This window comes from Paenibacillus sp. BGI2013 (genome assembly GCF_002843485.1).
GTDB classification, from domain to species: Bacteria; Bacillota; Bacilli; order Paenibacillales; family Paenibacillaceae; genus Paenibacillus; species Paenibacillus amylolyticus.
This window is the reverse complement of record NZ_PJFA01000003.1, coordinates 103873-130175: the sequence shown is the minus strand read 5'-3', so window position 1 is coordinate 130175 and position 26303 is coordinate 103873. Positions and strand designations below refer to the sequence as shown.

General features: G+C 47.5%; 19 protein-coding genes. 4 read left to right on the top strand and 15 right to left on the bottom strand.

Annotated elements, in window-relative coordinates:
* Positions 1–17: 17 nt before the first annotated feature.
* Positions 18–1226, bottom strand: a complete 1209-nt coding sequence (locus tag CXK86_RS07955; RefSeq protein WP_036614555.1) for a HEAT repeat domain-containing protein — start codon at positions 1224–1226, stop codon at positions 18–20.
* Between the two features lie 26 nt (positions 1227–1252).
* On the bottom strand, positions 1253–3481 hold the full coding sequence (locus CXK86_RS07950; RefSeq protein ID WP_101313598.1) for a hypothetical protein: 2229 nt from the start codon (positions 3479–3481) through the stop codon (positions 1253–1255).
* Positions 3482–4338: 857 nt separating this feature from the next.
* Between CXK86_RS07950 and CXK86_RS07940 the strand changes: the two genes are divergently transcribed.
* Together CXK86_RS07940 and CXK86_RS07935 are read left to right on the top strand one after the other, a co-directional pair.
* Positions 4339–5583 carry a DNA polymerase IV gene (locus CXK86_RS07940; protein WP_076250911.1) on the top strand — a complete coding sequence of 415 codons (1245 nt, stop codon included), beginning with the start codon at positions 4339–4341 and terminating at the stop codon, positions 5581–5583.
* On the top strand, positions 5580–5921 hold the full coding sequence (locus CXK86_RS07935) for a YolD-like family protein (protein ID WP_101313597.1): 342 nt from the start codon (positions 5580–5582) through the stop codon (positions 5919–5921). Before CXK86_RS07940 ends, CXK86_RS07935 begins: the two co-directional genes overlap by 4 nt.
* A 216-nt stretch (positions 5922–6137) precedes the next feature.
* Here the strand turns inward: CXK86_RS07935 and glsA are convergent, their stop codons facing one another.
* From glsA to CXK86_RS07885, 9 genes are all read right to left on the bottom strand, one after another.
* Positions 6138–7079, bottom strand: coding sequence for a glutaminase A (glsA, locus tag CXK86_RS07930; RefSeq protein WP_076250906.1), 942 nt, complete (start codon positions 7077–7079; stop codon positions 6138–6140).
* Between the two features lie 141 nt (positions 7080–7220).
* Complete coding sequence (locus tag CXK86_RS07925; protein ID WP_076250904.1) at positions 7221–7703, bottom strand: GNAT family N-acetyltransferase; 483 nt, start codon at positions 7701–7703, stop codon at positions 7221–7223.
* A gap of 260 nt (positions 7704–7963) precedes the next feature.
* On the bottom strand, positions 7964–9199 hold the full coding sequence (locus tag CXK86_RS07920) for an L-lactate MFS transporter (RefSeq protein WP_036675050.1): 1236 nt from the start codon (positions 9197–9199) through the stop codon (positions 7964–7966).
* 180 nt (positions 9200–9379) lie between these two features.
* Positions 9380–10180, bottom strand: a complete 801-nt coding sequence (locus CXK86_RS07915) for a LytR/AlgR family response regulator transcription factor (protein ID WP_047843671.1) — start codon at positions 10178–10180, stop codon at positions 9380–9382.
* Between the two features lie 10 nt (positions 10181–10190).
* Positions 10191–11843, bottom strand: coding sequence for a sensor histidine kinase (locus CXK86_RS07910; RefSeq protein WP_076251217.1), 1653 nt, complete (start codon positions 11841–11843; stop codon positions 10191–10193).
* Positions 11844–12516: 673 nt separating this feature from the next.
* Positions 12517–14070: an alpha-L-rhamnosidase-related protein gene (locus CXK86_RS07900; protein ID WP_076250901.1), complete on the bottom strand. Its 1554-nt coding sequence runs from the start codon at positions 14068–14070 to the stop codon at positions 12517–12519.
* Positions 14071–14083: 13 nt separating this feature from the next.
* A complete protein-coding gene (locus tag CXK86_RS07895) occupies positions 14084–14920 on the bottom strand; it encodes a carbohydrate ABC transporter permease (RefSeq protein ID WP_076250900.1) in 837 nt (278 codons plus the stop codon).
* Positions 14917–15795, bottom strand: a complete 879-nt coding sequence (locus CXK86_RS07890) for a carbohydrate ABC transporter permease (protein WP_036614579.1) — start codon at positions 15793–15795, stop codon at positions 14917–14919. Before CXK86_RS07890 ends, CXK86_RS07895 begins: the two co-directional genes overlap by 4 nt.
* A gap of 84 nt (positions 15796–15879) precedes the next feature.
* On the bottom strand, positions 15880–17211 hold the full coding sequence (locus CXK86_RS07885; protein WP_101313596.1) for an ABC transporter substrate-binding protein: 1332 nt from the start codon (positions 17209–17211) through the stop codon (positions 15880–15882).
* 131 nt (positions 17212–17342) lie between these two features.
* Here CXK86_RS07885 and CXK86_RS07880 point away from each other — a divergent pair, with 131 nt between their 5' ends.
* Both CXK86_RS07880 and CXK86_RS07875 read left to right on the top strand, forming a co-directional pair.
* Positions 17343–19151, top strand: a complete 1809-nt coding sequence (locus tag CXK86_RS07880) for a sensor histidine kinase (protein ID WP_101313595.1) — start codon at positions 17343–17345, stop codon at positions 19149–19151.
* Positions 19152–19158: 7 nt separating this feature from the next.
* The gene (locus CXK86_RS07875) at positions 19159–20739 is read left to right on the top strand and encodes a response regulator transcription factor (RefSeq protein ID WP_101313594.1); all 1581 of its coding nucleotides are present in this window, start codon (positions 19159–19161) and stop codon (positions 20737–20739) included.
* A gap of 357 nt (positions 20740–21096) precedes the next feature.
* Here CXK86_RS07875 and CXK86_RS07870 read toward each other — a convergent pair whose 3' ends face one another.
* The 4 genes from CXK86_RS07870 to CXK86_RS07855 form a co-directional block, all read right to left on the bottom strand.
* Positions 21097–21384: a stage VI sporulation protein F gene (locus tag CXK86_RS07870; RefSeq protein ID WP_036614589.1), complete on the bottom strand. Its 288-nt coding sequence runs from the start codon at positions 21382–21384 to the stop codon at positions 21097–21099.
* Positions 21385–21498: 114 nt separating this feature from the next.
* Positions 21499–23544, bottom strand: a complete 2046-nt coding sequence (gene recG, locus CXK86_RS07865; RefSeq protein WP_076250891.1) for an ATP-dependent DNA helicase RecG — start codon at positions 23542–23544, stop codon at positions 21499–21501.
* A 10-nt stretch (positions 23545–23554) separates the two neighbouring features.
* Positions 23555–24418 carry a DegV family protein gene (locus tag CXK86_RS07860; RefSeq protein WP_076250889.1) on the bottom strand — a complete coding sequence of 288 codons (864 nt, stop codon included), beginning with the start codon at positions 24416–24418 and terminating at the stop codon, positions 23555–23557.
* Between the two features lie 28 nt (positions 24419–24446).
* The gene (locus CXK86_RS07855) at positions 24447–26258 is read right to left on the bottom strand and encodes a DAK2 domain-containing protein (RefSeq protein WP_076250887.1); all 1812 of its coding nucleotides are present in this window, start codon (positions 26256–26258) and stop codon (positions 24447–24449) included.
* Positions 26259–26303: the final 45 nt, after the last annotated feature.

The window sequence follows — 26303 nt, the reverse complement described above, 5'->3', positions numbered from 1 at the left end:
AGATTAATAGTAGATCCCTAAGCAGTGTAATCCCCTCCTACCGTAGCGACACCTGTGCGCTTCTTGCTGGTTCTGTTCTCTCGTACAGGGCCAAAATAGCGATCGTACAGCAGTCTTTTTTTGTTATGTGCAATCATCTGCTCTACAGCTCTGTCATCGGTTCTCGTGTGCTGCATGGTACTCTCAATCTGCTGCATCGCAATCTCGCGCTCAGCAACTGTACCTTGCACCGCAGCCTGACACAGCGCTTCGAATCCCGGTTCACCGAGCTTGCTCAGACTCTCCGCACTGTTATATCGAACTCTCCAGTCTTCATCCCGAAGCGCTTTGCGCAGCAATGGAATGCTACCAGATGCATGCTTGTAACCAAGCGCTTGTACCACTTCGGCGCGAACTTCCGGATCGGGGTCCTGGATCAGCTTCAGGATTGTCTCATCCCGGAGTGCCGGACTTGCGCTAAGATACAGCTTCACCGCCTCGGCACGTACATCCTGATGTTCTGCGCCTACCAGTCTGTCGAGTGCAGGCATCACTTCAGGTACAGCCTGTCCCCACATGGCAACCAGTCCGACTTTGACAAAATCAGGATTCCGGTCCTCCAGCAATTCAATTAGAATTCTGCTCGTATCCAGACTCGTTTCGAGCAGAATATCTGCTGCCAGATGGTGAATGGACTTACCTTTGGTTAACAGCAAAGCGAGCATGTCTTTCAGTTCACCTTGCCGAGTCGTACATCTGGAGATGGATCGACCAATCATAATGGCCATCGGGCCCGGTTTCTCATCCTTCAGTAATTCCATCAAACCCGGAACGGCTTCGGGACAACGCATGCCACCCAAGCGATAAGCTGCATCAATCTGGCGACCATAACGCAGACGGCCCAGTTCCTTCAGATCATGCTCTACGAATCCTGCTTCACGGCACAGTGCGATTAATTTGTCGCGATACTCACCCTTGAACTGGTCGATCCATTCAATCAGTCTGTCCTGAATGACTCTGCGTTCCAGCGGAGCCAGTTTGCCTGGTGGCAATCTGAGTGGACTATTCTCAGTCAAGGCTGTTTGCAGATAGGTGAAATAGTCACGCTGCTTCAATTCATAAAATGCCGTCTTACGTCGTTTGCCATTGTGGGACATTTTCATGGCAAACAATACGATGACGCCTACAACAACAAGTGCGATACAGATGTACAAAAACAGATAGGCCAAAGCCAAACTTGGAAACATGTGAAAAGGTCCTCCTTTATACTCATTTATTCGATCTGAAAACTAGGAATTTTTTCATAACTCTTCTTCATTTTTTCGTAGCTTAGCTTCAGGCGTTCACTATACTGCACCTGCTCCCAAGGCTGCCAGCTATATACCGGCAATGTATTCAGATCCAGGGTCGTCTGTTCACCCCCAGGCCAAGATACTTTCTTCGTGGCGCGGTCCGTTAACCACGGAATGGGGGTAACGCCTTCCACAGCAACTGTGGAGAACTCACGTCCATTCTTGAGCGGTCCATAGTCGATCGCTTGCAGCGAACTCGGATCACCGAACCCAAGCAGCATCCAGGGAATTCGCATCTCCACTTGATTGCCATTATACTGCCATGCCGTTAATGAATCCGTATCAGGCTGGCCGGGAGCCGTCGTTCCTCGCTTCAATGTTCCGACCTTTTCATTCATGAACGGTTGAGCAGATCGGGTATCCGGCGGTGTCATCCTCAGGCTGACTGCCAGATTCCATGGGTGGAACGGATTATCTGTGGAATCTGACTGCTGATCTGGCAGCATATCGTATCCTTCTTTGCCGTACAGACGCTGATTAAAGTCATAATCCTTGGCAATCTCCACCTGTGATTCTTCATCCTGCCCCAGTGTAATCACTGTCTCAAGACCATCACTGAGTGTCCGGCCCGGGAGTAACTTGTCAGGCTGACTGCCTCCAGCAAGTGTATCTGTGCCAATTCGCAGCACTGTCTTCTCCGGGTCAAACGGTTGATCCAAGGTCAGCCCAATATACAGATAGGCTTCATCATGAGTCATCTTCATTTCCTGAATGCCGTCCACTTGGCCCTGCCAGGTCGTGACCTCTTCTACCTTCAGATCATCCCAGTCATCCAGTGATCCGTCGATGGTCAACTGTTCCTGTTTACCGGGGTCCATGGCAAGCAGACCAAACATCTTCTCGTTTGTCAGCACGTTCAGCCAATATGCACGGCGATCAGCCGGGATTTCCAGTGGCATCGTGTTCCATGTTTTTTTGAACCATTCATCCTGCCACATGAACACAATGGCTCCCGAATACCCCTCATCATAGATATCCTGCGTCAGTGACGCGTCAATATCTCCCTGCTCTACTTCGTTATGTCCACCCTGATTCCGTCCACCCATACCCAGATGGGAAATACCAAGAGAAGAGGGTACGCCATACTCTGTAATCATTACAGGCATATCGGAAAACTCGGCTTTTAGTTTGCGCAGATAACTTTTGTACGTGTTGTACTCACCGTTCTCATCCTTGATGGTTTGGAGTGTTTTATCGATATGGAACAGATCCGGGTAATACGGGTACACATGGTAGGCTGCAAAATATCCACCCTGCCACGCCTCCGGCTGAATATGACGGGCATCCACACTGACGAGATCCTCTTCATACAGCGGCTCGCCGGGATGATCCAGCACATCGGTGGTTACCCAGTTGGTGAAGGTCATCGGATGCTCCCACCCATACTTCTTCTCCAGGACCGCCGTATGATCCAGCAACTCTGCCAGCCAGTTCTCAAACGGTGACGCTTCTGGACTCGCCGAGAAATGAACTCCCTTGTACTGCGGCACGTCTGCATGTTTTGCGTTTGTGTTGTCTACCATCGCCGGGTCCCATTCCGTCCCCACATGCCAGGCCATCAGGTATTTTCCTGCATTTGTTTTATATTTGCCGCTGGACTCTCCCTGCTTGGCAGGAATGTCCGCATCGCCATAGACAGCAGATACGGCCTTTTCAATCTCCTGCTTGAACGTCTGCTCAATATGCGCCGCATAGGCATCCTGCTTCTCAATTAACTCTTCTTCAGGTGACCATATGCCCTGTATAAAATATAACGGTTGCTCCCGGCCGCGGTTATATTCGACTAATGCGGAGTAGAAAATCGGTTCGTGAACCGTGTATACCCGGATTACATTGGCTCCCAGATCCTCGATCTGCTGGAACCACCGCAAGTAATCCTCTTTGGTCAGCGGGAATTCTCCCGGGTAATGCCCCGGTGAAGTTGCGCCCAGGTTGACACCTTTGACGAACATCTCCCTCCACGTTCCATCTGGCCCGTATTCCATGAACCGGTCTCCATCGGTCTTGAATTTCATCTCCGTGCCGTTCTCCGCTGTGTACGTAACGAGCTTGGGTTGCATATAGTGCCATCCGGCAAATATTCCACCGGTCACCACCACTGCTCCTGTCAACACCGTTAATAACCAGCGTCTTCGTCTTTGTCTGCTCATGTCTTTAGATTGCTCACCTCTCTAATATGCATCCTGCTTCAACATCGAATGGTCCAACATGAAGTTTACGAATCTTTCCGCTTCGGATGTCCGCTTGGTAGAGATGTCAGCGGTGTAGTTCTCACTATAGCGCTAAGACTCTGCATTTGTAACTAGGCTGATGGAAGCAAACATGAAATGGAACATTCTGCCCATAATTCGTAAAAAGCGCCATCAACTAGCACCCGAAAGCCTCCAGGATACGACTGATTCCCAAACGCTAATATTTGCTGGGATCGCATGGATTAAATGGCCTGCTGATCTTGCACTTCTGGAACCTTTATTGTTATGTGCAACGCGGGTACAGGCAACGTTTGCCGTTTGAACACATACCCCATTAAACGCGAGTCATATGTTAAAGTTGCGGACCTTTTTACAGTATTAACCATAAAGATTACAAAATTGATACTATAGTCCGATAACGCATCAGCGATATTCCGCGTCACATCAAGGTTTTCTGAAAAATGCAGAAAACCAAAAAAGGACGTCAGTCCCCCTCTATAGGACTGTACCCATTTATAAACCTTTTACAAAAACCTAAATGAACGCCCGGTCATCACCCAGAGGTCACAGATCTCTCACATTAAATGTAAAAAAGCACATCTTATTTCCTAATTTCTGCCTCTAATATGGCTAACCCATAATTGTGTCCAATTTGCAAAATAATTCCGGTTGCCGCATTTCGAATTGTCAGATATGCTTATAAAACAAGAACACTTGTTCCATACTGTGAATAAACTGTTAATTATCGATGTTCAAATGAAAATAATTGCTTCTTAACATAAGAGCTTAGCATCACGAATAAGGAGAGAAGTCTTATGCCCCGCCAAGACAGACGTGTCATCATGCTGGCAGACTGCCAGTCATTCTATGCCAGTGTGGAGAAGTCTGCACATCCCGAATACAAGGACCGCCCCCTCGTAGTCGCGGGAGATCCGGCGCGCCGTTCGGGTATTATTCTTGCGGCCTGTCCACTCGCCAAGTCCTATGGAATTACGACAGCAGAACGACTGGGCGAAGCGCTCGCCAAATGTCCGGATGTTGTTGTTGTTCGCCCCCGGATGGCCGAGTACATTCGGGTGTCCCTTCATATTACGCGTATCCTTCAGTCTTACACCGATCTGGTGGAACCCTATAGTATTGACGAACAGTTCCTCGATGTCACCGGAAGCCTGGATCTGTTCGGCAGCCCCGAGACGATTGCGCGCAGCATTCAATCGAGGGTGATGGATGAGACGGGTGTGTACATTCGAATCGGTATCAGTGATACCAAGGTCGTTAGTAAGATGGCCTGTGATCTATATGCCAAAAAAGTCCCTGGCGGAATCTGCACGTTGCCTCGCAAAGATCTGCCGTCCACCATCTGGCAGAAGCCTGTACGAGACATGTTCATGGTTGGTTCCCGCATGGCGCAGCATCTCTACAAGATGGGCATTCATACCATTGGTGATCTGGCCCAGACCCCACTGTCCCGACTAAGAGAACGTTGGGGGGTGAATGGCGAGGTACTGTGGCGTATCGCTCGCGGTATTGACGATTCCCCGGTCAAACCCGGGACCTATGCTCATCAGCAGCAGGGGATCGGACATCAGATGACGCTACCCCGGGACTATGACTCCTGGGAAGATATCAAAGTGGTACTGCTTGAACTGGCGGAACTCGTCAGTCGACGTTCCCGGGACAAATCACTCATGGGCCATGTGGTCTCGGTTGGATGTCGCGGACAGGATTATGATCGACCAACCGGTTTCTCCCGCCAGATGAAGGTGAATGAACCCACCAACATTACGGATGAAGTATACGATGCGGCAGCAGCTCTGTTCCTGCGCCATTGGGACGGATTACCCATCCGCCGCATCAGCGTGTCATTGACCGGACTTGTACCCGATTCCGAAGTGCAGCTGTCCTGGTTTGATGACCGCGAACGCAAAAGAGAACTGGAACGTGCCACAGATGATATCAAGCGCAGGTACGGAGAAACCGCCATTATGCGGGCTTCCTCCCTCTGCTCGTCCGCGCAAGCCCATGAACGTTCTCATAAAATTGGAGGTCATTATAAATGAGTAAAAAATTGCAGCAAAACGGTATCTTCGAGTCCTCACGCATGATGCTCCCCGAACACCGGGAAGCCTACATTCTTCATCAGGAACAACTTGCTCCTCGTACCCGCCCATCTCTGGATGCCCAGGCCGCGGAAGAAATGTCCCGTTTGCTCAGCAACTCGATGATGCTTGGAGATAGGGTCACTATTACGTTGTTTCACGAACATGATGATATTCGTTACACGGGGCAAGTGCTTCGACTGGACCGTCCGGCTCGTACCCTCAGACTGCTGATGGAAGATGGGGCCCGGGATATTCAGATGAACCTCATTACAGATGTGGCCCTAGCCGATGACTGAAGGGAGATATACCCACCCCGATGTTGTGGATATTCCATGATAGATGCAACATAGCCGTTGCCATGCAGGACTGTCTTCCTACACTTCCAGGTGAATACCAAAAGCAGCCGACGAGACATACCCAGACCATTCACTTCGTTCTAAAGAAGCAAAATATCAGATATGTGATTCATCGGCTACATATAAGGGTAATGCTTCTTTTTTCTGAAAAACTTCTTAGAAAAAGCTCCAGTCAAATTCCTTTGACAGACGCTCCAGCAGATGCACACCGGCAATACTGTTGCCTTTGCGATTCAGAGCCGGGCCAACAAGACCTATGCCGAATTGTCCCGGTACAAGGGTCAATATCCCTCCGGATACTCCACTTTTGGCGGGCAAGCCGACCTCGATGGCAAATTCGCCTGATGCATTATACATACCACAGGTGGTCATGAAGGTTTTGGCAATCTGAACATAGCGACGAGGGATGAGTTCTTCTCCCGTAATTGGATCTGTTCCATTATAGGCCAGAACGAGTGACATTCGAGACAGATCTGCACACGTCACTTCAATGGAGCAATGACGGAAATACACGGCAAGCACGTCTTCAACATCATCCTTAATGACCCCGTTGTGCTTCAAAAAGTAGCCAAGTGAACGATTCATATGACCGCTCTCCGATTCGGACTGAAACACCTCTTCGTTATAGCCCAGCTGATCATTATTCGCCAGTTTGCGGAAAAACTCCAGAATGCGGCGTGATTTCTCTTCCTTACAGTCTCCTCCAACAAGCGAGGACACCGTAATCGCACCCGCATTGATTAATGGATTAAACGGAATACCGGGTTCGACTAGTTCAAGCTTGATCATCGAATCGTAATCGTCGCCTGTGGGTTCTTTTCCTACATTAAAGAAGACTGCTTCTTCACCATGGTCCATTAAGGCCAGAATAAGGGTAAATACTTTAGAGATACTTTGCATCGTAAATGGGACACCGCAATCCCCTGCCGACACATAGTTCCCATCGGCGTCCATGATATGTATACCAAGCTCATCCTGAGAGGCTTTGACAAGCTCCGGGATATAAGAAGCCACCTTACCCTGCCCGGTGTGCAGACGACTGGTCTCCAGCCACTCCGGCAGCAATGCATTCAGACGTTCCATGGTTGAATTGCTCATATGTCATCTCCTCCACATCTCTATATAAGAAAGCATCTTGCATGAAATGTGCATGGTGAACCCATGTACATGATGATAATGAGTTCTAGCCCTCTCATGCAAGATGCCCTATGTTATCTGATTATCCTCAGAACAGTTCCTTTACCGCTTCATTTGAAGATTCAACTCCAAAATCTCACCAGGAAGACCATCGTAATCACCTGTCCAGGTGGATACAAAGTTCTGCCTGGTCAAGATCCGGCGGGAAGCAGCGTTACCCGGATCGATAACTGCATAGAGTGATCCAATCCCTGCGGCTTGTGCCTGAATAATCAACCGTGACGCTATGGATGTGCCTTGACCTTTGCCCCAATGTTCAGGTAGGATCATGTAACCTATCTCAGCCTTGGTCGGGTCCTCCTGATCCGGAATCAATTTGGCATACGCCACACCGGCACCATCTTCACTAAATACCCGGTAATGTCCGCAAGTGGAACGCTCATTAAAATCCAGCATGGACTCAAATTGCGTTCTCGCCTCTTGCTCAGGTATTGCACGTTCTGTAATCTGTTTCATTACTTCCATATTGGAAACCAGTGCATAATAATCATCAAAATCAGGTTGTGTGTATTTAATGAACTTCATGTTGTGCCTCCTCTGGGGTACATAACTTATCTTGGTCTTGTTGAATTCACCTAGAGTATAACAGATGCGAATGATGGAATGCACACAAGGCACCACGCTTGCAGGCAGCCAGATGGTCCGATAGGCCAACAGTCCGGCAATCTGACAACTGTAGATACCAAAAAGCGGCCTCATCTGGAGACCGCTTTGTTTACTTTGTTTTTTAATTTGCTTTTTAAGATGAAGAAATATTCTCTGTTCCGTACTTCCAGTGCATGTTGTTAGCTTGCCCGTGATGAAGGGTTAAGGTTCATCTGTTTTTCACGTTGACGTGCACGACGACCTTCACCTGGAGGGGTGATGATCAGTGCGAGCAACAGCGAGACAGCGCAGAGTACAGCAATCACAATGAAGGTCAGATGGAATCCGCCCAGCAGGGCGCTGATGAATGATCCAGCCAAAGCACCAAATCCAAATCCCTGATAGATGACGCCATAGTTTTTGCTTTGATTTTTCAATCCGAAGTAATCGGCCACAATCGCCGGGAATACCGTAATGTTACCGCCGAAGCAGAATGCAACGGCCGCCACACAGGCGAAGAAGATCCCGAAGGTCAGTGGAACCAGACTAAGTGTCATGACAGCTACGGCTGTAACCAGCAGCGCACCAGCGATGACTTTCATTCGTCCTACTTTATCCGACAACGCACCGAGAATAATACGTCCTGCCGTGTTAAAGATTGCAACCATGGCCACTGCGTTTGCAGCGGTAGCTACATCAAGACCTGCAAGCTGTACACCGATATCTTTGACAATACCGATCAGATACAAACCGCTCATACACGCCGTGAAGAAAATAACAAACAGCATGTACGCTTCTTTTGTACGCAGCATCTCTTTCACCGTGTAATCATGACGTGCTACGACTTGTTTGGATCCTTCCTTGCTTGCCGGAGCCTGTTCACGAACAACCGCTTCGCGGATCAGGAATGATCCCGCAACGACCAGAACAAGAACAATAATGCCCCAATACATAAATGCCTGAGCAGGACCAACGGCACCAATCAATGCCGTGTTCACATATTTGAACAATAAACTACCGGTACCAAAGGCGCCGACCGAGATCCCCGAGATCAGACCTTTACGCTCCGGGAACCATTTGATCAGATTAGACAGCGACGTAATGTACGCCGTACCATCTGCAAAACCAACGACAAATCCAGCCAAAATGTACAGCAGTGTTAACGAAGTGACTTGGGAACTCAGAATAAGACCCAACCCGAGCACAACCCCAGCTACACGGATCAGACGCTGAAGACCCCAACGTTCCTGCAATCGTCCTGCAAACAATGTGGCAAAAGCCAAAGCAAAACTGGTAATTGAAAAAGTTATCGCGACCGAGCTGACGTCCCATCCGAAACGATCAGACAACGGTTGATTAAATAAACTCCAAGTATAGATGGTTCCAAGACCCATTTGTACAATGATGGTCCCCAATACAATAAGCCAGCGGTTCATTTTTGTAGGTGCAGAAGTTGATTCAGGTGTTGATGAAACGGATGAAATTGTTGCTTTCATCGTGATCTCCCCTTTGCCGATGTCATATACATGAATGCGTTCACAAGCTAATCATACATGAAAGGGGATTCATCACACCGTTTTGAGCATGAGTTGCATCAGATGCGGAATGAAATGCTTCTAGATGCGCATGAGTTGCCTGAATTCTTTGACCTTCCCACGACTCACGGGCACTTCAGCTTCCAAATCGCGCAGGCGGAGCAGATACGTATTGTTGAACCAAGGTACAATTTCACGGATTTGCGACAGATTTACGACGTACGAACGGTGGCAGCGAAAGAACGTATCCTGTGGCAGACGGCTGTGAAAATCCGATATGCTCACTGGCATGGTGAACTCCCCATTTTTGGTATATACCTTCGTCACTTTCTCTTGTGCTTCCGCATAGTAGATATCTGCCGTATCCGTAACAATAATATTGTCATTCCGCAGCAAATTAATTCTTCTGTCTGTATGGGAATTCGTATCTCGTTCTCGTACCAGTTCACCATGCGCAGCAGATCCGTCCGCCGTAGGGGCTGGTCCATCCTCAACATGTTGCTCCACCGGCGCATGATCACGTTTGAATGCAAGTTCCAGCTTATGGAGCATTGCAGCAATTCGTTTCTCGTCATACGGCTTCAGAATATAATCAAACGCCTCCAACTCAAAGGCTTCCGCTGCATGTTCCTTATATGCCGTAGTAAATACAATGTAGGGTTTCGTTGCAAACTTTCCAATATGATGGGCCAGCATCATACCGTCCAGCGAGGGAATATTGATATCGAGAAAAATAACATCAACTTCTTGTTCTTGCAAAAACTTCAGTACATCTAGCCCATCTTCAAGGCGATCCACCACTTCAATCTGACTATGTTCCTGGATTAAATAATTCAATTCTTCACTTGCCAGAATCTCATCTTCCACAATAAGAGCTCTCATTGATCCATCATCACCTTGTTACGACATCTCCTTTGGGCACATCAAATAAAATATTGGTTCCTTGTTCCAGCCGCGTAATGGTTACACCTTGTCCGTAGATAAGCTTGACCCGTCGATGCACATTGTATAGCCCGATCTGGTTACCAGGCATACGGTCGTGGTAGACACGTTCAATAATATCTGCACTGATGCCTGCACCTGTATCACTGACACTAATTCGCACAAACTCCGGATAATCTTGTACCCGAATTCGAACAGTCCCGGGTCCTTTGACCTTGAGAATGCCATGAATAATTGCATTTTCGACGAGCGGCTGGATAACGAGACTCGGAATATGCACCGCGACCTCATCAATGTCATAGATCACGTTAAGTCGGCTACCAAAGCGAGCTTTCTCAATCTCTACATAATTACGGACCTGCTCCAGTTCCTTATGAATATCAATTAACTCATCCGACAGCTCCAGATTGTAGCGCATGTACCCGGATAGGTTCACAATCAGCTCGCGCGCTCGATCCGGTTTGGTTCGGATGGACGATGCAATCGCATTTAATGCATTAAACAGAAAATGAGGATGAATGGTTGTCTGTAACGCACGTAGCTCTGCTTTGTTGGCAGCAGCCTTGATCTCCTCTACCCGCGATACCTCCATCTGGGTCGAAATGATCTGTGACAGACCTACAGCCATCGTTTGTAATGGATACGTAATTTTGTACGCTTTGCGATAATAGATTTTGAGCGCACCTGTAATGTCTCCTCGTTCTTTGAGCGGAATGATTAACAGCGAGTGGATATCGGGTGTTTTTTCATCAATCACATCATTACTGATCGTAATCTCCCCGCTGGATATTGTCTTCTTGGTCATCTCACTTATAATTTCATTACCGATATGATATCGTTCTTCACCAAATCCTACATACGCCAGTACATTCCGGGTATCCGTAATTGCAACCGCATCGGCCTGAATATCCTCCTGAATAATCCGGCAAATTTTGCGCAGAGAATCCTCATCAATCGAACGGAAATAAGGCAAGGTTTTGTTTGCAATCTCCAGTGCCAGCTTCGCCTGACGAGCTGCAATCATCTCTTTTTCCCCTTCGACACTCTGTACCAAGAGCACAATCAGCCCAATGTTGACTTCACCCAGAATCATAGGCAGCGCAATCTGCGAGACAATATCGGCACCCAGTGGATCGGGATAGGAAAATAGCAGGATTAATAACATCGTGAGCGCTTCACAGATCATTCCAGCACCAATACCGATGATCCACCGCTTGGGCTTGGGCGTGTACTTATGTATATATCCGGAGACCAGACCCGCCAGGATACTTGTGATCAGACACGGTATAGCTGTGACTCCATCCATATCAATCAAATACCGATGTACCCCGGAGACAATCCCCGTAATAATACCCACAGGCGCTCCGAACAAAATACCACCCGATAACACGGCGATGATCCGTACATTCACCAGTGAACCTTCAACATTAATGCCCGTATATGTCCCGAAAATGGCAAAAGCACAGAATAACAAGGTAACCGCAATAGACTCCTGCCACCTTAATTTCCCCTTTTGCAGAATCTGCCTAAACCTTGGCACCCTCGACAGAAAGAATAAAAATATAATCAACAGCGCCGCCCGTTCAAATAAACCCAGCAGCATCGTAAACATTTCCAATCGTACTTCCTCCACATCTGTTTGAAAAATAAAATGCATATCAGCACAGCCACGCCTTTTTTGACGTAAAATCCAGGACATTAATCCATAAGGCTAGTACGCTCGTATGCAACAGTTTACCGCTCTCCCCGGAGGAAAGCAAAGTCCATCCTGTGAAAATACATCAACTATATTGCACCAAGCACACCATAGTTCGTCCCTTAACTTCTATGAAAATGTCCGACTCCAAAAAAACCTATGTTATAATTAGTTGTCATGTTATTCCAATTATTCAATGAAATTAATACAGAAAGGTGTTCATTCATGCTTGCCATTCTACTCCTGGGTTCACTTCTGCTCTTTAGTTTTTTATGGTACACCCTATACTTTATCTCCAAAAGAAGCCAACATCCCGATCGCTCATCGGCGATTGTCCTGCGAATAATCTTAAGCATCTCAACTCTGACACTCATCGTTCAAGTCTACAACCTTAAAGGAAACCCATATAACTTTATTTTAATATTCGTATTTATCGCTTCATTAATAGCCACTCGTTCTTTTATCGGTACGAACAAAAACAGATAAAAATAAAAACAATAGGCCATGGCAGGCTTTATACGATCTGGAACTAATCCAAAAAGGCCAACCAGACGTACCTGGTTGACCTCAAGTCCAAAATTCATGAAAAATTTCGCCTGATAAAATAACTTGGTGTGCAGCTCCAAGCATGGCAATAACTGTTGACCAAATTGCTACCATAAGGAGAATACGTTTTGTCGTCCGGGTCGTAGAGCTCCCAGAAGGTGTCCGCCCCATCTTTTAGCATGCCGCCCCAATACCTTCGGATCTGCTCCAGTGCCTTCTCCTCTTCCCCGCACATAAGCAATGCATCAACATAATGATGAACCATGTACGGCGTGGTCATGCCAATGGCTTCTCCGTTACTCGTTAACCGATCAAGTAATTGCCGGGCCGCTGGAGCATCCATGATCTCAGCCAGTACCATCCATACTTGCGATGCCCAGGATACCTGTCTTTTTTCACCACTGACGAAAAAGCTCTGCTCACCATCCCACAGATATGTGAGGGCTGCTTGCTCAGCGTCTTTGATGTGTGCGTTAATCCATTCCTCATACTCCGGCAGCCCTATTTCTTTGGCAATCGATCTGCCCCTTTTCATACTATAGATGAGCACTGCCTGAGCACCCGCCTGTTTATTTAATTCTTCATGCCAGTCCAGAAAACAATACCATGTATCGTCATCCCTTACGATGCCCCGCTCATCAAGTCGTTTAAGCCCAATCTCAATCTGTTCTCGAGCCACCGGCCAAAGTTCTTCCAACGTTTCCCTGTCCTTCGTAGCTTCAAAATAGTCCCATAATGTCGCAATAAAGAACAACGCATAGTCATATAGGTAAATGTCGTCCACGTACGGTTCTGGTTGTTCGTACAAACAGGCTCCTACCTGGCCGCCTTCCAGTCTCGTTCCGGCAAAGAGATACAAACAGCGCTTGACGAGATCATTACAGCCGAATGTTTCATAATTGACGAGGGCCTGAAGGCGAAGATCTCCGATCCATAAACGTCGATCGCGCTTCGGTCCATCTTCGAATACCGTCTGCATGCAATCCCGGAGTGTCTTCACGGACACGCGATCTATTTCCAGCAGCTCCGTGTCGATACCTTCAGGCAATTGAGGTACTGCCCCTGTGTCTGCTGAAGTCACCGTCAAGCAATATATATCGTTAATTCGAATATCGTAACGGATCGACGTTTCTACCACCTCGATTTTCAGATACCGAAAGGCATACCGACGGTCCAGTGTTAGCGTGCCAGGTAACACGTCCACATTCACGATCTCATCTTGAAGCCATGAACGGCTAAGCCAACCCGAATATTCTGCAAAATCCTCACCGACCTCACAGGGCATTTCTCCAAATGTGAGCTTCAACCTGAGAGGTGCATCTGCATTACTGCGCTCGTTAAGAAGCGACAAGGTCAGATAACCGACGAGATGCTCCCCGAAATCCAGCGTAACACTGTCTCCCTTGCACAGCACTTGATCCGATAAGTGTTCTACTAAGCCGAGTGGTTCGATACGCCATCCCTGAAAAGCTGACGCATCCGGAACTGCGCTCACGATATGTTCCGGATAGACCTTTTGCTGGCTAAGCTCCGGCATCAGACCCTGCGCTTTTTCCAGCCAGGCTGTGTTTATCACTTTTTCATTCATTGCAGTGTCCTCCTTAACCTTTGACCGCCCCAACGGTCATACCACCGATAAAATATTTTTGCAGGAACAAGAACGCCAGCAGCAACGGTAGTGCGCACAGAAAGCACGCTGCAAACAGGACATTCCACTGCGTGGGATTTTGCTGATCGCCCAAAAATCCGAGCATGGCCAGTGGTAACGGTGAATCTCCTGCGCTGGAAATAAAGATCATATTGAAGAAATAATCGTTCCAGATCCAGACACCTTGTGTAATAATGACCGAAACCGTTACCGGAATGAGTAAGGGGAACACGACGGTCCAGAACCGTTGGAATAATCCCGCCCCGTCGATGTGCGCCGCTTCTTCTACCTCCTCAGGCACACCGCTTCTAATGAAACCCGTGTACAGGAAAGTTGAAAATGGCAGACTGCACGTAATGAACATGAAAATAGGCGTATATTGATTCGTTGGGATATGCAGCGCATTGATCATTTGCACGATCGGTATCAATACCATTTGCGCAGGTACCACGAGTCCTGACAAAAAAAACAAATACATGAACTTACTTAGCTTTGTCTTCAAACGGGCCATCGGGTAGGACGCCATCGCAGCAAACAGGACAACAAACACGACCGATACGCCGGTTAACACCACGCTGTTCCATAGCGCTTCCGGAAAGTGCATGCGGTCGAAGGCAGCCTTGTAACTTGCAAAGGACATCTCCTGGAACAGGATCAGCGGATTGGTGTTGTTGCTTGGATCTCGGAGTGATGTCGAAAAGGCAATAATTAACGGAATCAGGTTTAACGCCATCACCAACAACACAACGACCTGAACGGACCCTTTCCCCAAAACTTTACGAAGCATCATGCCGACACCTCCCGTTTGTTCATTTTCAGGACAAAAACAGCGGTAATGACGATAATCACGGCAAAGGAAATGACACCAAGAGCCGAAGCTTTACCAAAGAGTTGTTCGGTAAATGCCATCTTGTAGATGGTATAAATCAGCGTGTTGGTAGCCGTGCCGGGACCGCCATTCGTCATGATAAACGGGAAGTCGAACGCTTTGAGTCCATTGATCAAACTTAACGTCACGTTGATTGTAATCGCTGTTGCCAGTAATGGAATCTTCACATGTCGCAGCAATCTCCAGGAGCCGCAACCATCAATCCGTCCGGCTTCCAAAAGGTCACTAGGAACAGTCTGTAGTCCTGCAAGGAAGATAATCATTGTCGTTCCGATCGTCTTCCAGATTTCCACGAAGATAATAGAATACAGTGCGGTCGAGTAATCACCCAGGAAATTCAGTTCATTTGCGATACCTAGTTTATCGAGAAAGGAAGAAATCAGCCCGTAATCCGGCATATAGACGTAACTCCACAAAAATCCGACGACGATCGCACTGAACAATGTGGGAATATACGCCAGGGAACGGTAAATCCCGGTTCCTCTTATTTTCATGTTTAACAGCAATGCCATTGCCAAACCGATGATATTGCCAGCTATGACGGTGACAAACGTATAGATCAGTGTATTTTTTAAAGAAATGCCTAGGATGTCGCTCCGAAACAATTCCTTATAGTTGTCGAAACCGATATAGTTATAGGCTTGGGCGTACCCGTTGTAATCCGTTATACTGTACTGGAACAACCGCAGGATCGGGAAGATCCAGAAGGTCAGGTAGAAGATCAATGCCGGCAAAGCAAACCAGTACATGGACTTTTTCATTACAGTAGAGCTCATCCTGCTCCATCCTTTCCAAGGGGCCTGCGGCAAGGGAAGAAGGACAATCATTCTCCCCTTTACAGCAGACAGCATCGTTTGGTTCTAGTTTTTCCACAGCTCTCTAAACTTGGTTTCCATGGCGTTTGCCACATCTTCTGGTGTTGTTTTCTGTCCAGCAATAATTTCGGCAAACTTTGCCTGCATGACGTCCGATACTCCGGCTGGCCACATCTGGTTGCTGAAGTAGATGGAATTTCCAGTTTGTTGATAGTTGTCATTCACTTCCTTAAACAATTCATTTTCAAGTTCTACGTCCTTATACACGCTGATGGAACTGTTGGCTTCCACAAATGCTTTGAACAAATCGGATTCACCATCAAACAGGTAGTTCAGTACTTCCTTGGCTGCATCCAGGTTTGCCGATTTGGCGTTCAAAGCGTATCCGGCAGATGTTGCAGCAGATACAAACACCGGCTGTTCCGGCTCGTTACCTGGCAATGAAGCGAATCCGCGAGTAAATTCGGCAGCGCCTTTGGACGTCATGGAGGCATAATCCCATGTTCCCGTAAAGGTCATTGCTGCTTTCCCGTCGATAAACAACTGCGCAGATTGGGCACTACCAATGCCAAGTGAGTTTTTGACGACGTAGTTGTTATCATAGAGCTCTTTGTATTTGGATATGGTTTGAATCCACTTTGGATCAGTCAGCGATTTTTCACCGTTCTGCAATTTGACATCAAAATCCAGCTCATTCGGATACACGACATTCGCTGCAATCGGATACATTCCGAATTGGATCATCCAAGGGTCCTTGTCTCCCATCGCAATTGGCGTTACGCCCGCTGCCTGCAACTTTTGACACAAATCCAGAAACGAAGGCCAATCCTTCGGAAACTCGGAATATCCCGCTTGTTGTAACAACTCCTTATTGTAGTAAACGCCCAAGAAGTCCAACCCTTCGGCCACGCCGTAAGGTTTACCCTCATAGGACATATCTTCCTTCGCTCCTTGGCTGATGTTGTCCCAGAACTTCAGATCTGACAGATCCGCAGCGAAGCCTGCCTTTGCAAAATCAATGACACCGCCAGCCGCATTTTTCGGGAAAATCCAGAAAATGTCCGGTCCCTGTCCAGCCGCAAGCTTGGTTCGAACAGATGTATTGTATTGATCATCAGGCAACTTTTGTACTTCCAAGTTAATGTTCGGGAACTTCTCTTTGACTAGGCGCGGCAAGGTCTCCAGCTCAAAATCCTCTCCCTCGGATGCTTTGTTTCCCGAAAGCATCATCGTCAGCGTAATTGGCTTTCCTGAATCATCTGTACTCCCGTTATTGGTATCCATACCGCCCCCCTCCTCGCTACTGGAGCTGCATGCGCTCAGAAACATCATGAGCAGTACCAAAGTTAGGGACCACAGTCGTTTTCTTTTTTTCATCTTGTCATTCCCCCAATTCATGTTTATTCTTGCTTTGTGCACATTCTCATCATACGGTGGGCAAAAGTGCATTTGCTTTGGCTCGTATGGTGCACTATTTTTAGAATTGACAAATGGCGGGAGGAGCACGTATGATTCTGTTCAACATCAAAACTAAACTTTTTCTGGTCCTCGTCCTCGTATCAATCGTGCCAATTATCGTTGTTTCTGTCAGTTCCTATCGCAGTTACACGAAGCTGGTGAATGAGCAGACCTCTCTCGTGACGTCGACAACTATAGGCAATTCGGTCAAGAGCATGGAGGAAATTTTGCAGAACATCGACCGGATCTCTGTCACACTCCTTCAGCAGTCTTCCAATGCAACCGCTTACAGCACTGTGAGTGATGAACTAATCAAGTTGAACGGTACCAACGATCAATATGAAATCTTCATGATTCGCAGCAAATTGAAATTGATCTTTGAAAACATTCTGCTTGGTTACAATTACATCAATGGTTTGTACCTTTTCACACCTGATGGCAAATGGATAAGCTATGGCAGTAGCGGCACAGACCTACGCCTCGATTATGTCGCACTTCGCGATGAGTGGTATCTGGATACGATCCAGCGCAAAGGCGATTTGTATATTGGTGAAGTTGGCGTCAAACCTTACATCATTAACGCCAAGGAATCCATTGGCTTCTCCAGAGCCCTCTACGATCCCAACAACAACGAGTTCCTAGGCGTGTTTATGCTGGATTGCAGTATGAACATTTTTGACGGTCTAAAACGTAATCCGGCACCAAGCTTGTCCAATCTATATCTGGCGAACGACGCTGGCGAGATCCTGTACTCCAGCGACGGAAGTAGAGTTGGCACTCCTCTCTCCGATACTCTGGCTGCGGCAACGCATCAAGTCGGCAACAGTTCACAGTACAAATCAATCCAAGATAACATGATGACGGTAATCCAGAAAGTTCCCGGCCGCAATTGGAGCGTGATTGCCAACATCTCTATGGATCGGCTGTATGAGGAGTACAACATCTCACAAAAGTTGCTGTTATACGTGGCCGTAAGCTGTGCCGTCATTTTCCTTCTACTGTCCTTTTTCTTGTCCAACCTGATCACCAAACCCATCATCGAATTGACCAAACTGATGCGCAAAACCAAATCTCATCGTTTTGTGACCATCAAGCCTCAAGTAACGAGGCAAGTCGATGAAATAGGAATCCTTTACCATGAGTTCAACAAAATGATGAAAGACATCGATACGCATATCCGAGAAAGTTACCAGAATAAAATCCTCATGCTGGACTCCCAGATGAAGGCATTGGAAGCACAGATCAACTCCCATTTCCTCTACAATACGCTGGAGTCGATTAATAGCATTGCCGAGATCGAAGAAGTTGAGAGTATTGTGGTGATGACCAAGTCACTCGGGGACATGTTCCGCTACAGCATCAAAACGGACAGCGAGCTGGTCGTGGTCAGCGAAGAACTTCAGCATGTAGAAAACTACATGGCCATCCAGCAGATTCGGTATGGTGACAAGTTCGCGTTCAACCTGAATGTGGACCCGGAAATTCGGAGTCGTCGCATGCTGAAACTTCTGTTGCAACCACTCGTGGAAAATGCCATCTATCACGGGTTGGAGAACAAACGTGGGAAGGGTTCCGTTACCATTACCGGGTTGTTTCAGGGGGACAGCATCGTGTTCGAGATCTGGGATGATGGCGTGGGCATGTCCTCAACACAAGCGGAGGAACTTCGACAATTGCTCCAGCAGCCACCTGAATTCGTCGCCGTTGGTCAAAGGCATAAACAAAGCATCGGCATCAAAAACGTGCATTCACGAATTGCTTTGTATTACGGAGAGGGTTACGGCCTTTCGTTTCATACCGATTTGAATACAGGAACTCGAATTACACTCGAAATTCCGGCCAATTGGGAAAAGAGGTGACCAAGAGATGTACACGTATATCGTTGTGGACGATGAACCCTTGATCCGCAAAGGTTTGTTGAAAAAAATCGGGACTTTTGAGCACTCGCTTGAACTCTTAGGCGAAGCAGATAACGGCGCAGACGCCTTGGCTTTGATTGAATCGTTCAAGCCGGACATTATCTTTACGGACATGCGCATGCCTGAGGTCGACGGCAAGCTGTTGATCAGGACAGTATGCCAGCAATATCCGCGCATTAAGTTAATTGTCATTAGCGGACATACCGATTTTGATTATATGCAGGAGGCAATCTCTGCGAAAGTTGTAAATTACCTGCTGAAGCCTTTTAGCCGGGACGAGATCCACGGTACGCTTCACCAAGCCATCCAAGCCATCGAACAGGAGCGCTCTCTTCAGCGGGAAGTCGTTCTAAGAGAAGTAGAAACGGAGCAGATGAAAAGGGATGCAGACATGCAAGCCTTCCTGAATTATGTGCTGGCTCCCCATTCATCCATCAAAACACCTGTGTTCCGCTCTGCGGAATTTGCCGCCATCATGGCATCTGACCAGTTCATTTTATTGACGATTTATGGTCCTCAACCGCTTACAGCACAGCAACTACCTACCTTTTCGAATGGCCTGTACATTCCTCATCCACAAACGGATCAGGTACTGTTTTTCCTGATGCATGATCTGGATTACTCAGGCCAGCTTGATTTGCAGAAAATGGCGGAACAAACTGCGAGTATCATTTTGACCAAATCTGAAACTACGGATTGTTGTGTGGGGATCAGCTTGCCTCATACAGGCATTGGTGGGGTCCGAGAAGCTCATCATCAAACGATCCTTGCGTTGGACGAACGAGCCATTACCGATTTTGGCAAATGTTACGTATTTTCACGGGAGCAAATTCCTTTACATCAACTGAAGTGGGCTCGAACATATGAACTGTTATTTTTTATAGAGAGCGGGAATGTGCCGAAGGTGGAAGAGCTCATCACCGATTTCTTTGCTTTCTACATACGCCAGCCTGACGCTTTGCTTGCCCACCTGAAAGAGCAGTGCAGAGACATTATCACGGAAACCAAACGGCTGCTGAGTAACTATATCCAGAACGGAGGTAACAGTAGCGCCTCTTCCAGCTTGGAGGCCGTCCTGAACGTCTCGTTCGATATGGAGTGCATTAGGCATTACATGGTAAAGGTGCTGACGGGAACAGCTCTTCTGCTTAAGGAAGACAACCCCTACGCATCAGATCAAGTGATCGACAACGTCAGGACATATATTGATAATCACTATACCAAGGATTTAACGCTGGAATGGGTATCGTCCCTGTTCTACCTGAACCCGAGTTACCTCAGTCATTTATTTAAAGAAAAGACATCCGAGAACTTCACTGATTACATAAACAGACTACGGATCAGGCAAGCCAAGCAGCTCTTAACGAGCACAGACGATAAAATCTACCGTGTTGCCAAACAGCTAGGTTACGACAATCCAAAATATTTTTTTCGGGTGTTTAAAAAATTGACCGGTTGGACTCCAGAGGAATACCGAAAGCAACACAAATCCTTCACCGCAAAAAACAAGGAACCAGGCCATGCATGATGGCCCAGTTCCTTGTTTTCGTTGTTGTGGTTCTTAGCTGACAGTCTTCTCCCTGGCACCATACCGTTCAAAAAGGGGTGTTCCATTACGTCATCTGCATGACTAATGAAACACCCCTTCCTAAATTACCACACAACTTGAATGTAATTTGGGTTTTGTAAAATATATCAATTTACACAACAACGGAGAGGACAGAAATAACCTAAAGAAGCGAAGCGTGCGCCTTTATCACCGGATTTTACCCTTGGAAAGGGTCAATCAGAAAATCCGGGGATAACAGCGCTCGGAAGGTTATTCTGTCATCGTAGTGCCCTCGTGTAAACGAATGTTTTTTTCCACCCACATTACATCGAATCCCTACCTAAACATCCCCCACAGCTTAATCAAATGAAACGTATTGTTCGGATCAATCTTCTGCGCGAGCACAAAAGCAACAAACTGCTCCTCCTGCGCCGGAGAGAAATTCTCATTCATAATAACTGCCGAAGACTTGACCAACCTTCTGACCTTGGCCTTATCTTGCAGATCAGACTTGGTCACGCCATCAATCAACTTTTTGATACGCTCTTTGACAGCGGGATTTTTCATCTTTAATTTAATCCGCTCCACCAGCTGCGGACTAATTCCATATTGTTGATAACCCAAAACGTATAGCACCTCCCAAAGAATGAACTCACTTCTTATTCATATGTCGGGAGGGCTTGTACACTTGTCTTTTTTTACAAAGGTAATACGAAAAAACAGCTATCAAGGCAAGCTTTAGTCAATCAGATCACCCTTGAATACTTGCTGTTGCTGTAGGAAATCACGCAGAGGTGCATAGTCCATGGAGGTCCAGAAAGTCGCATCCTCAATTAAGTGGGTCACGTCATCTCTGGCCTGTTCCAGCACAGCAAAATCGGCAACCATATCGGCAAGACGGAACTCGGGTAGTCCGCTCTGTTTGGTACCAAAGAAATCACCCGGACCCCGGAGATCGAGGTCACGCCGGGATACCTCGAATCCATCCTCCGTTTCCGTCATGACCTTCATGCGTTCCTGTCCAACCTCCGTCTTGGGATCAGCAATGAGTACACAATAGGAAGCATGCGCACCACGACCGACCCGACCACGAAGCTGATGCAGCTGGGAGAGACCGAAGCGGTCCGCGTCCATAATGACCATCAACGTGGCATTTGGCACATCGACCCCAACCTCGACAACGGTGGTGGAGACAAGCAACTGAATATCATTGCTATAAAAGTCCCGCATCATCTCTTCTTTCTCCGCAGCCGTCATCCGGCCATGCAACAGACCTACACGATATTTTGGAAAGTTCTGTTGCATCTGCACATGCAGATCAATAGCATTCTGCACATCCAGCTTCTCCGACTCTTCAATGAGCGGACAGATCAGATAGGCCTGACGGCCCTGATCCACTTCTCTGGAGATAAACCCGAGCACCCGCTCCATCATATCGTGTTTGACCCAATACGTGGAGATGGGAATCCGTCCCTTCGGACGTTCCGAGATCGTCGATACTTCAATATCCCCAAAAGCCGTAATCGCAAGTGTCCGTGGAATTGGCGTAGCCGTCATCGTTAACACATCCGGATTATATCCTTTGCGTCGTAAAACGCTTCGCTGATTCACCCCGAAGCGATGCTGCTCGTCCGTCACCACAAGACCCAGATCACGGAAGAAAACATCTTCCTGAATCAGGGCGTGTGTACCCACCACGATATCAATCATGCCCATTTGCAACGAGGCGATCAGATCTTTACGTTTGCGTCCATTTACACTGCCCGTTAACAGCCCTACGGTTACCCCAAACGGTTCAAACAGTTTTTGCAGTGAGCGCATATGCTGTTCCGCCAGAATCTCCGTAGGCACCATCAGAGCCCCTTGGAACCCAGATCGAACAGTTGTGTATAGCGCAATTGCCGCAATAACCGTTTTACCTGATCCGACATCACCCTGCAATAACCGATTCATTGCATAGGGCGAACGCATATCATGCAGAATTTCAAGCTCCACCTTTTTCTGAGCATCTGTCAGTTCAAAAGGTAAACTGCGTACAAACTCACGAATCGTCGTATTGTCCGTGGTATGTACCACACCATCCATGCGATTCCGGTTGAGCGCACGATACGCCTGCATTTTCAACTGGAACAGAAACAGCTCTTCATATACCATCCGCTGTCTGGCCTGTTGACCTTCCCGGTTGTCCTGTGGACGATGAATTCCCGCAATCGCTTGTTTACGAGGCATCAAGCTGTATTTCTTCATCAAGGACTGAGGCAGAATCTCAGGAATCATATCTCCGAATTGAATTAACCCTTGATTGATCGTTTTTCGCATCCATTGTTGCGTCAGTTTGCCGGTTACCGAATATACAGGTTGCAATGTACCTGAACGCCCATCGCCTTTATCAGGGAACTCCGAGTCAGTAACTGTCATCTGCATGCGTTTTTGTTCCCATTTTCCCGTAATCACAATCTCCCGATTGGGGGTTAGTTGTTCTTTGAGGAAATGGCGATTGAACCAGGTGGCTGTAATCATCCACTCTTCCGTCATGATCTTACAGGTAAGACGGGACTTTTTACCGTATCGTTGTAATACAGGAATACCCATCACCTGTCCCTGGACCGTAATCTTGTCCCCATCCTTCACTTCACTAAGTGAACGCAGACGATAATCCTCGTAACGGAACGGATAATATTCAAGCAGGTCTTTAACAGTAGAGATGCCAAAGGCGTGAAGCTCTCCCTCTTTGAGAGCACTCACGCCGTTAATTTGCTTAACTGATATTTCTTCCAATTTCATGTCTAATCCCTCATTCCGGAACAGGCCACATAAAGATCGCAATGACACCAGGTCCAACATGACTGCCTATTACGGCTCCAATATTGGTATAGATCACTTCATTCAGTGTAAAATGACCCCGCAGCTGCTCTGCACAAGCGATCGCTGATCCCGGGTCAGCGGTATGACCTACCGCCAGGTTCACCCGTTTGCCTGCAAGATCCTTCTGGAACAGCTCAATAATGCGTGCCATTGCTTTTTTATGACCTCTGACTTTCTCAACTGCGTAGATAACGCCTTCTTCATCAATAGACAGGATCGGCTTAATGTTAAGCAACGTTCCCAAAATGGCTGAAGCTTTGCCAATCCGACCGCCCTTTTGCAGATACTCCAAAGTATCCACGAGAAAGAACAATTTACGCGATTGTTGCATCCCTTCAATAGCCGCAGCGATTTCGACTGCTGACTTGCCCTGTTCGGCAAGTTCAGCAGCCTGTACCACCATTAGACCGTATCCATACGATGCTGACTTCGAATCCAGCACGGTGATGTCACCCTCACGCTCCAGCAAAGACTTGCCAAGCATGGCCGATTGGTAGGTACCACTCATGCCGGATGACAGGTGGATCGATACAATCGGACGTTCCGGGTTCTCATCAAGAAGTGATTGGTACACATTCATGAAATCGGTTGGAGATGGCTGTGAAGTTGTAGGCAACACAGATACCTTCTTCAACTTTTCGTAGAACTGTTCCGAAGTCAGATCAACGCCATCTGCATAGGTCTCTTCACCGAATAGAACACGTAGCGGAACAATATGAATCCCGTATTTGCGAATGAGTTCTTCGGGAATATCTGCCGTACTGTCTGTTACTATCGTAACCTTGTGGCTCATGACTCTCCTCCTCTTCGCTAGAGTGCTATTAGGACTCTACGGAGAACAGATAATAATACACCGGCTGTCCTCCAAGATGTACCTCTACCTCAGCATCAGGATACTGTTCTTCAAGCCATGCAGCGAGGGCAGCAGTAACCTCAGGGTCAGCTTCGTCCCCTTCAAGGATCGTCACCACTTCATCTCCACTCTCCATCATCTGTTTGAGCAGACCTTCACATGCTTGAAGCATGGTTTCATCCGTCGCTACAATTTTGGAGTTATGAATACCGATATAGTGCCCCGCCTTGATATCCAGTTCATCATATTGCGTATCACGAACTGCATGAGTCACTTGACCCGACTGCACCCGGCTAATGGCCTCCAACATTTGGTCACGGTTTGTTTCCGCAGACTCATCTTCTTGGAAAGCAAAAGCAGCAGCCATTCCCTGTGGAATGGTCTTGCTTGGAATAACCGTAATCCGGCGCTCATCTTCAAGCAATTCACGAGCCTGCTCGGCAGCCAGTACAATATTCGAGTTATTCGGGAGTATAAATACCTGCTCCGCAGCAATGGAACGAACGGCTTTTACAAAATCCTCAGTACTCGGATTCATCGTCTGTCCTCCGGACAGAACAACATCAACGCCAAGACTTTGGAAGATCTCTGCAATACCGTCACCGGAGGATACCGCAATAAAACCATACGGTGCCATCTCATCTGCAGGAAGCACAGCCTCTTCCATACTGCGCGCTGCCTCAGGTGGAATCTCTGCAAACAATTCAGGTGATGGAGCAATATCCATGCCTGCTGTCAGGAGATCCCGATGCTGTTCACGCATATTGAGAATATGAATCTGTGTAATCTCACCATAATGCAGCGCCAGGTTTAATACATCGCCTGGTGTCTTGGAATGGACATGAACTTTGATGACTTCATCGTCGGCAATGATGATGATCGAATCCCCATTAACTGACAACGCTTTCCGGAATGCTTCGTCATCAAATGCTACTCCTGCGTTCTCTCCAAGCTCACGATTAATGAAGAATTCCATATCATACAGGAATTCAATATCTTCCGTTTCCAGTCTCGCCTGAGCAGACAATGGCATCTCCGGTGCAATCACCTGCTGCTGTGCAGGCTTCTTGATATCCACTTCTGTCGGTGCAGCCGGTTTCAAAGCAGTTGCTGCCACGGATGGGGTTACTTCTTTGTTCAGTGAAGTCCGACTCCCTCCGTCACTTTGCAGCAATACTTCCATAAAGCCCTCGTAGATATATACAAGCCCCTGACCACCTGAATCCACAACACCAACCTGTTTCAGTACAGGCAGTAATTCCGGAGTCATTGCCAGTGCTTCTTTTGCTTTTAACAAAACTTCATTCATTAATTCAGTAATATCATTCGTCCGTCTTGCGTAGTAGTTGGCATGTTTCGCCGCTTCCTTGGCTACGGTAAGAATGGTCCCTTCAACGGGCTTTACGACTGCTTTGTAAGCTGCGTCAACGCCGTTCTGCAGGGCTGCTGCAAATTGGAGCGTATTCAGTTCCTCATAGGGAGCAGCTGAACGACTAAAACCACGGAACAATTGCGACAGAATAACTCCTGAATTCCCCCGTGCGCCCATAAGCAGGCCTTTCGATAGAATACCGGCAGCTTCGCCGATGGAGGCAGAACTTTTTCTTTTAATCTCTGCGACTCCTGCACTCATTGTCAAATTCATGTTCGTTCCCGTGTCACCATCCGGCACAGGGAAAACATTCAGGGAATTGACGTGCTCTGCATGCTGTCCAAGTTGTTCCGCTCCGGCAAGTACCATTGCGGTGAAATCTGTTCCATTTAAAGAACGTATACTCAAGTGAGAATTCCCCTTCCTAGCTTGATACACGAACACCTTGCACCA

Excerpts from the sequence above, each read along its gene's own strand:
- CXK86_RS07955 (WP_036614555.1), bottom strand. The coding sequence starts at position 1,226 with ATGTTTCCAAGTTTGGCTTTGGCCTATCTGTTTTTGTACATCTGTATC.
- CXK86_RS07950 (WP_101313598.1), bottom strand. The coding sequence starts at position 3,481 with ATGAGCAGACAAAGACGAAGACGCTGGTTATTAACGGTGTTGACAGGA.
- CXK86_RS07940 (WP_076250911.1), top strand. The coding sequence starts at position 4,339 with ATGCCCCGCCAAGACAGACGTGTCATCATGCTGGCAGACTGCCAGTCA.
- CXK86_RS07935 (WP_101313597.1), top strand. The coding sequence starts at position 5,580 with ATGAGTAAAAAATTGCAGCAAAACGGTATCTTCGAGTCCTCACGCATG.
- glsA (WP_076250906.1), bottom strand. The coding sequence starts at position 7,079 with ATGAGCAATTCAACCATGGAACGTCTGAATGCATTGCTGCCGGAGTGG.
- CXK86_RS07925 (WP_076250904.1), bottom strand. The coding sequence starts at position 7,703 with ATGAAGTTCATTAAATACACACAACCTGATTTTGATGATTATTATGCA.
- CXK86_RS07920 (WP_036675050.1), bottom strand. The coding sequence starts at position 9,199 with ATGAACCGCTGGCTTATTGTATTGGGGACCATCATTGTACAAATGGGT.
- CXK86_RS07915 (WP_047843671.1), bottom strand. The coding sequence starts at position 10,180 with ATGAGAGCTCTTATTGTGGAAGATGAGATTCTGGCAAGTGAAGAATTG.
- CXK86_RS07910 (WP_076251217.1), bottom strand. The coding sequence starts at position 11,843 with ATGCTGCTGGGTTTATTTGAACGGGCGGCGCTGTTGATTATATTTTTA.
- CXK86_RS07900 (WP_076250901.1), bottom strand. The coding sequence starts at position 14,070 with ATGAATGAAAAAGTGATAAACACAGCCTGGCTGGAAAAAGCGCAGGGT.
- CXK86_RS07895 (WP_076250900.1), bottom strand. The coding sequence starts at position 14,920 with ATGATGCTTCGTAAAGTTTTGGGGAAAGGGTCCGTTCAGGTCGTTGTG.
- CXK86_RS07890 (WP_036614579.1), bottom strand. The coding sequence starts at position 15,795 with ATGAGCTCTACTGTAATGAAAAAGTCCATGTACTGGTTTGCTTTGCCG.
- CXK86_RS07885 (WP_101313596.1), bottom strand. The coding sequence starts at position 17,211 with ATGAAAAAAAGAAAACGACTGTGGTCCCTAACTTTGGTACTGCTCATG.
- CXK86_RS07880 (WP_101313595.1), top strand. The coding sequence starts at position 17,343 with ATGATTCTGTTCAACATCAAAACTAAACTTTTTCTGGTCCTCGTCCTC.
- CXK86_RS07875 (WP_101313594.1), top strand. The coding sequence starts at position 19,159 with ATGTACACGTATATCGTTGTGGACGATGAACCCTTGATCCGCAAAGGT.
- recG (WP_076250891.1), bottom strand. The coding sequence starts at position 23,544 with ATGAAATTGGAAGAAATATCAGTTAAGCAAATTAACGGCGTGAGTGCT.
- CXK86_RS07860 (WP_076250889.1), bottom strand. The coding sequence starts at position 24,418 with ATGAGCCACAAGGTTACGATAGTAACAGACAGTACGGCAGATATTCCC.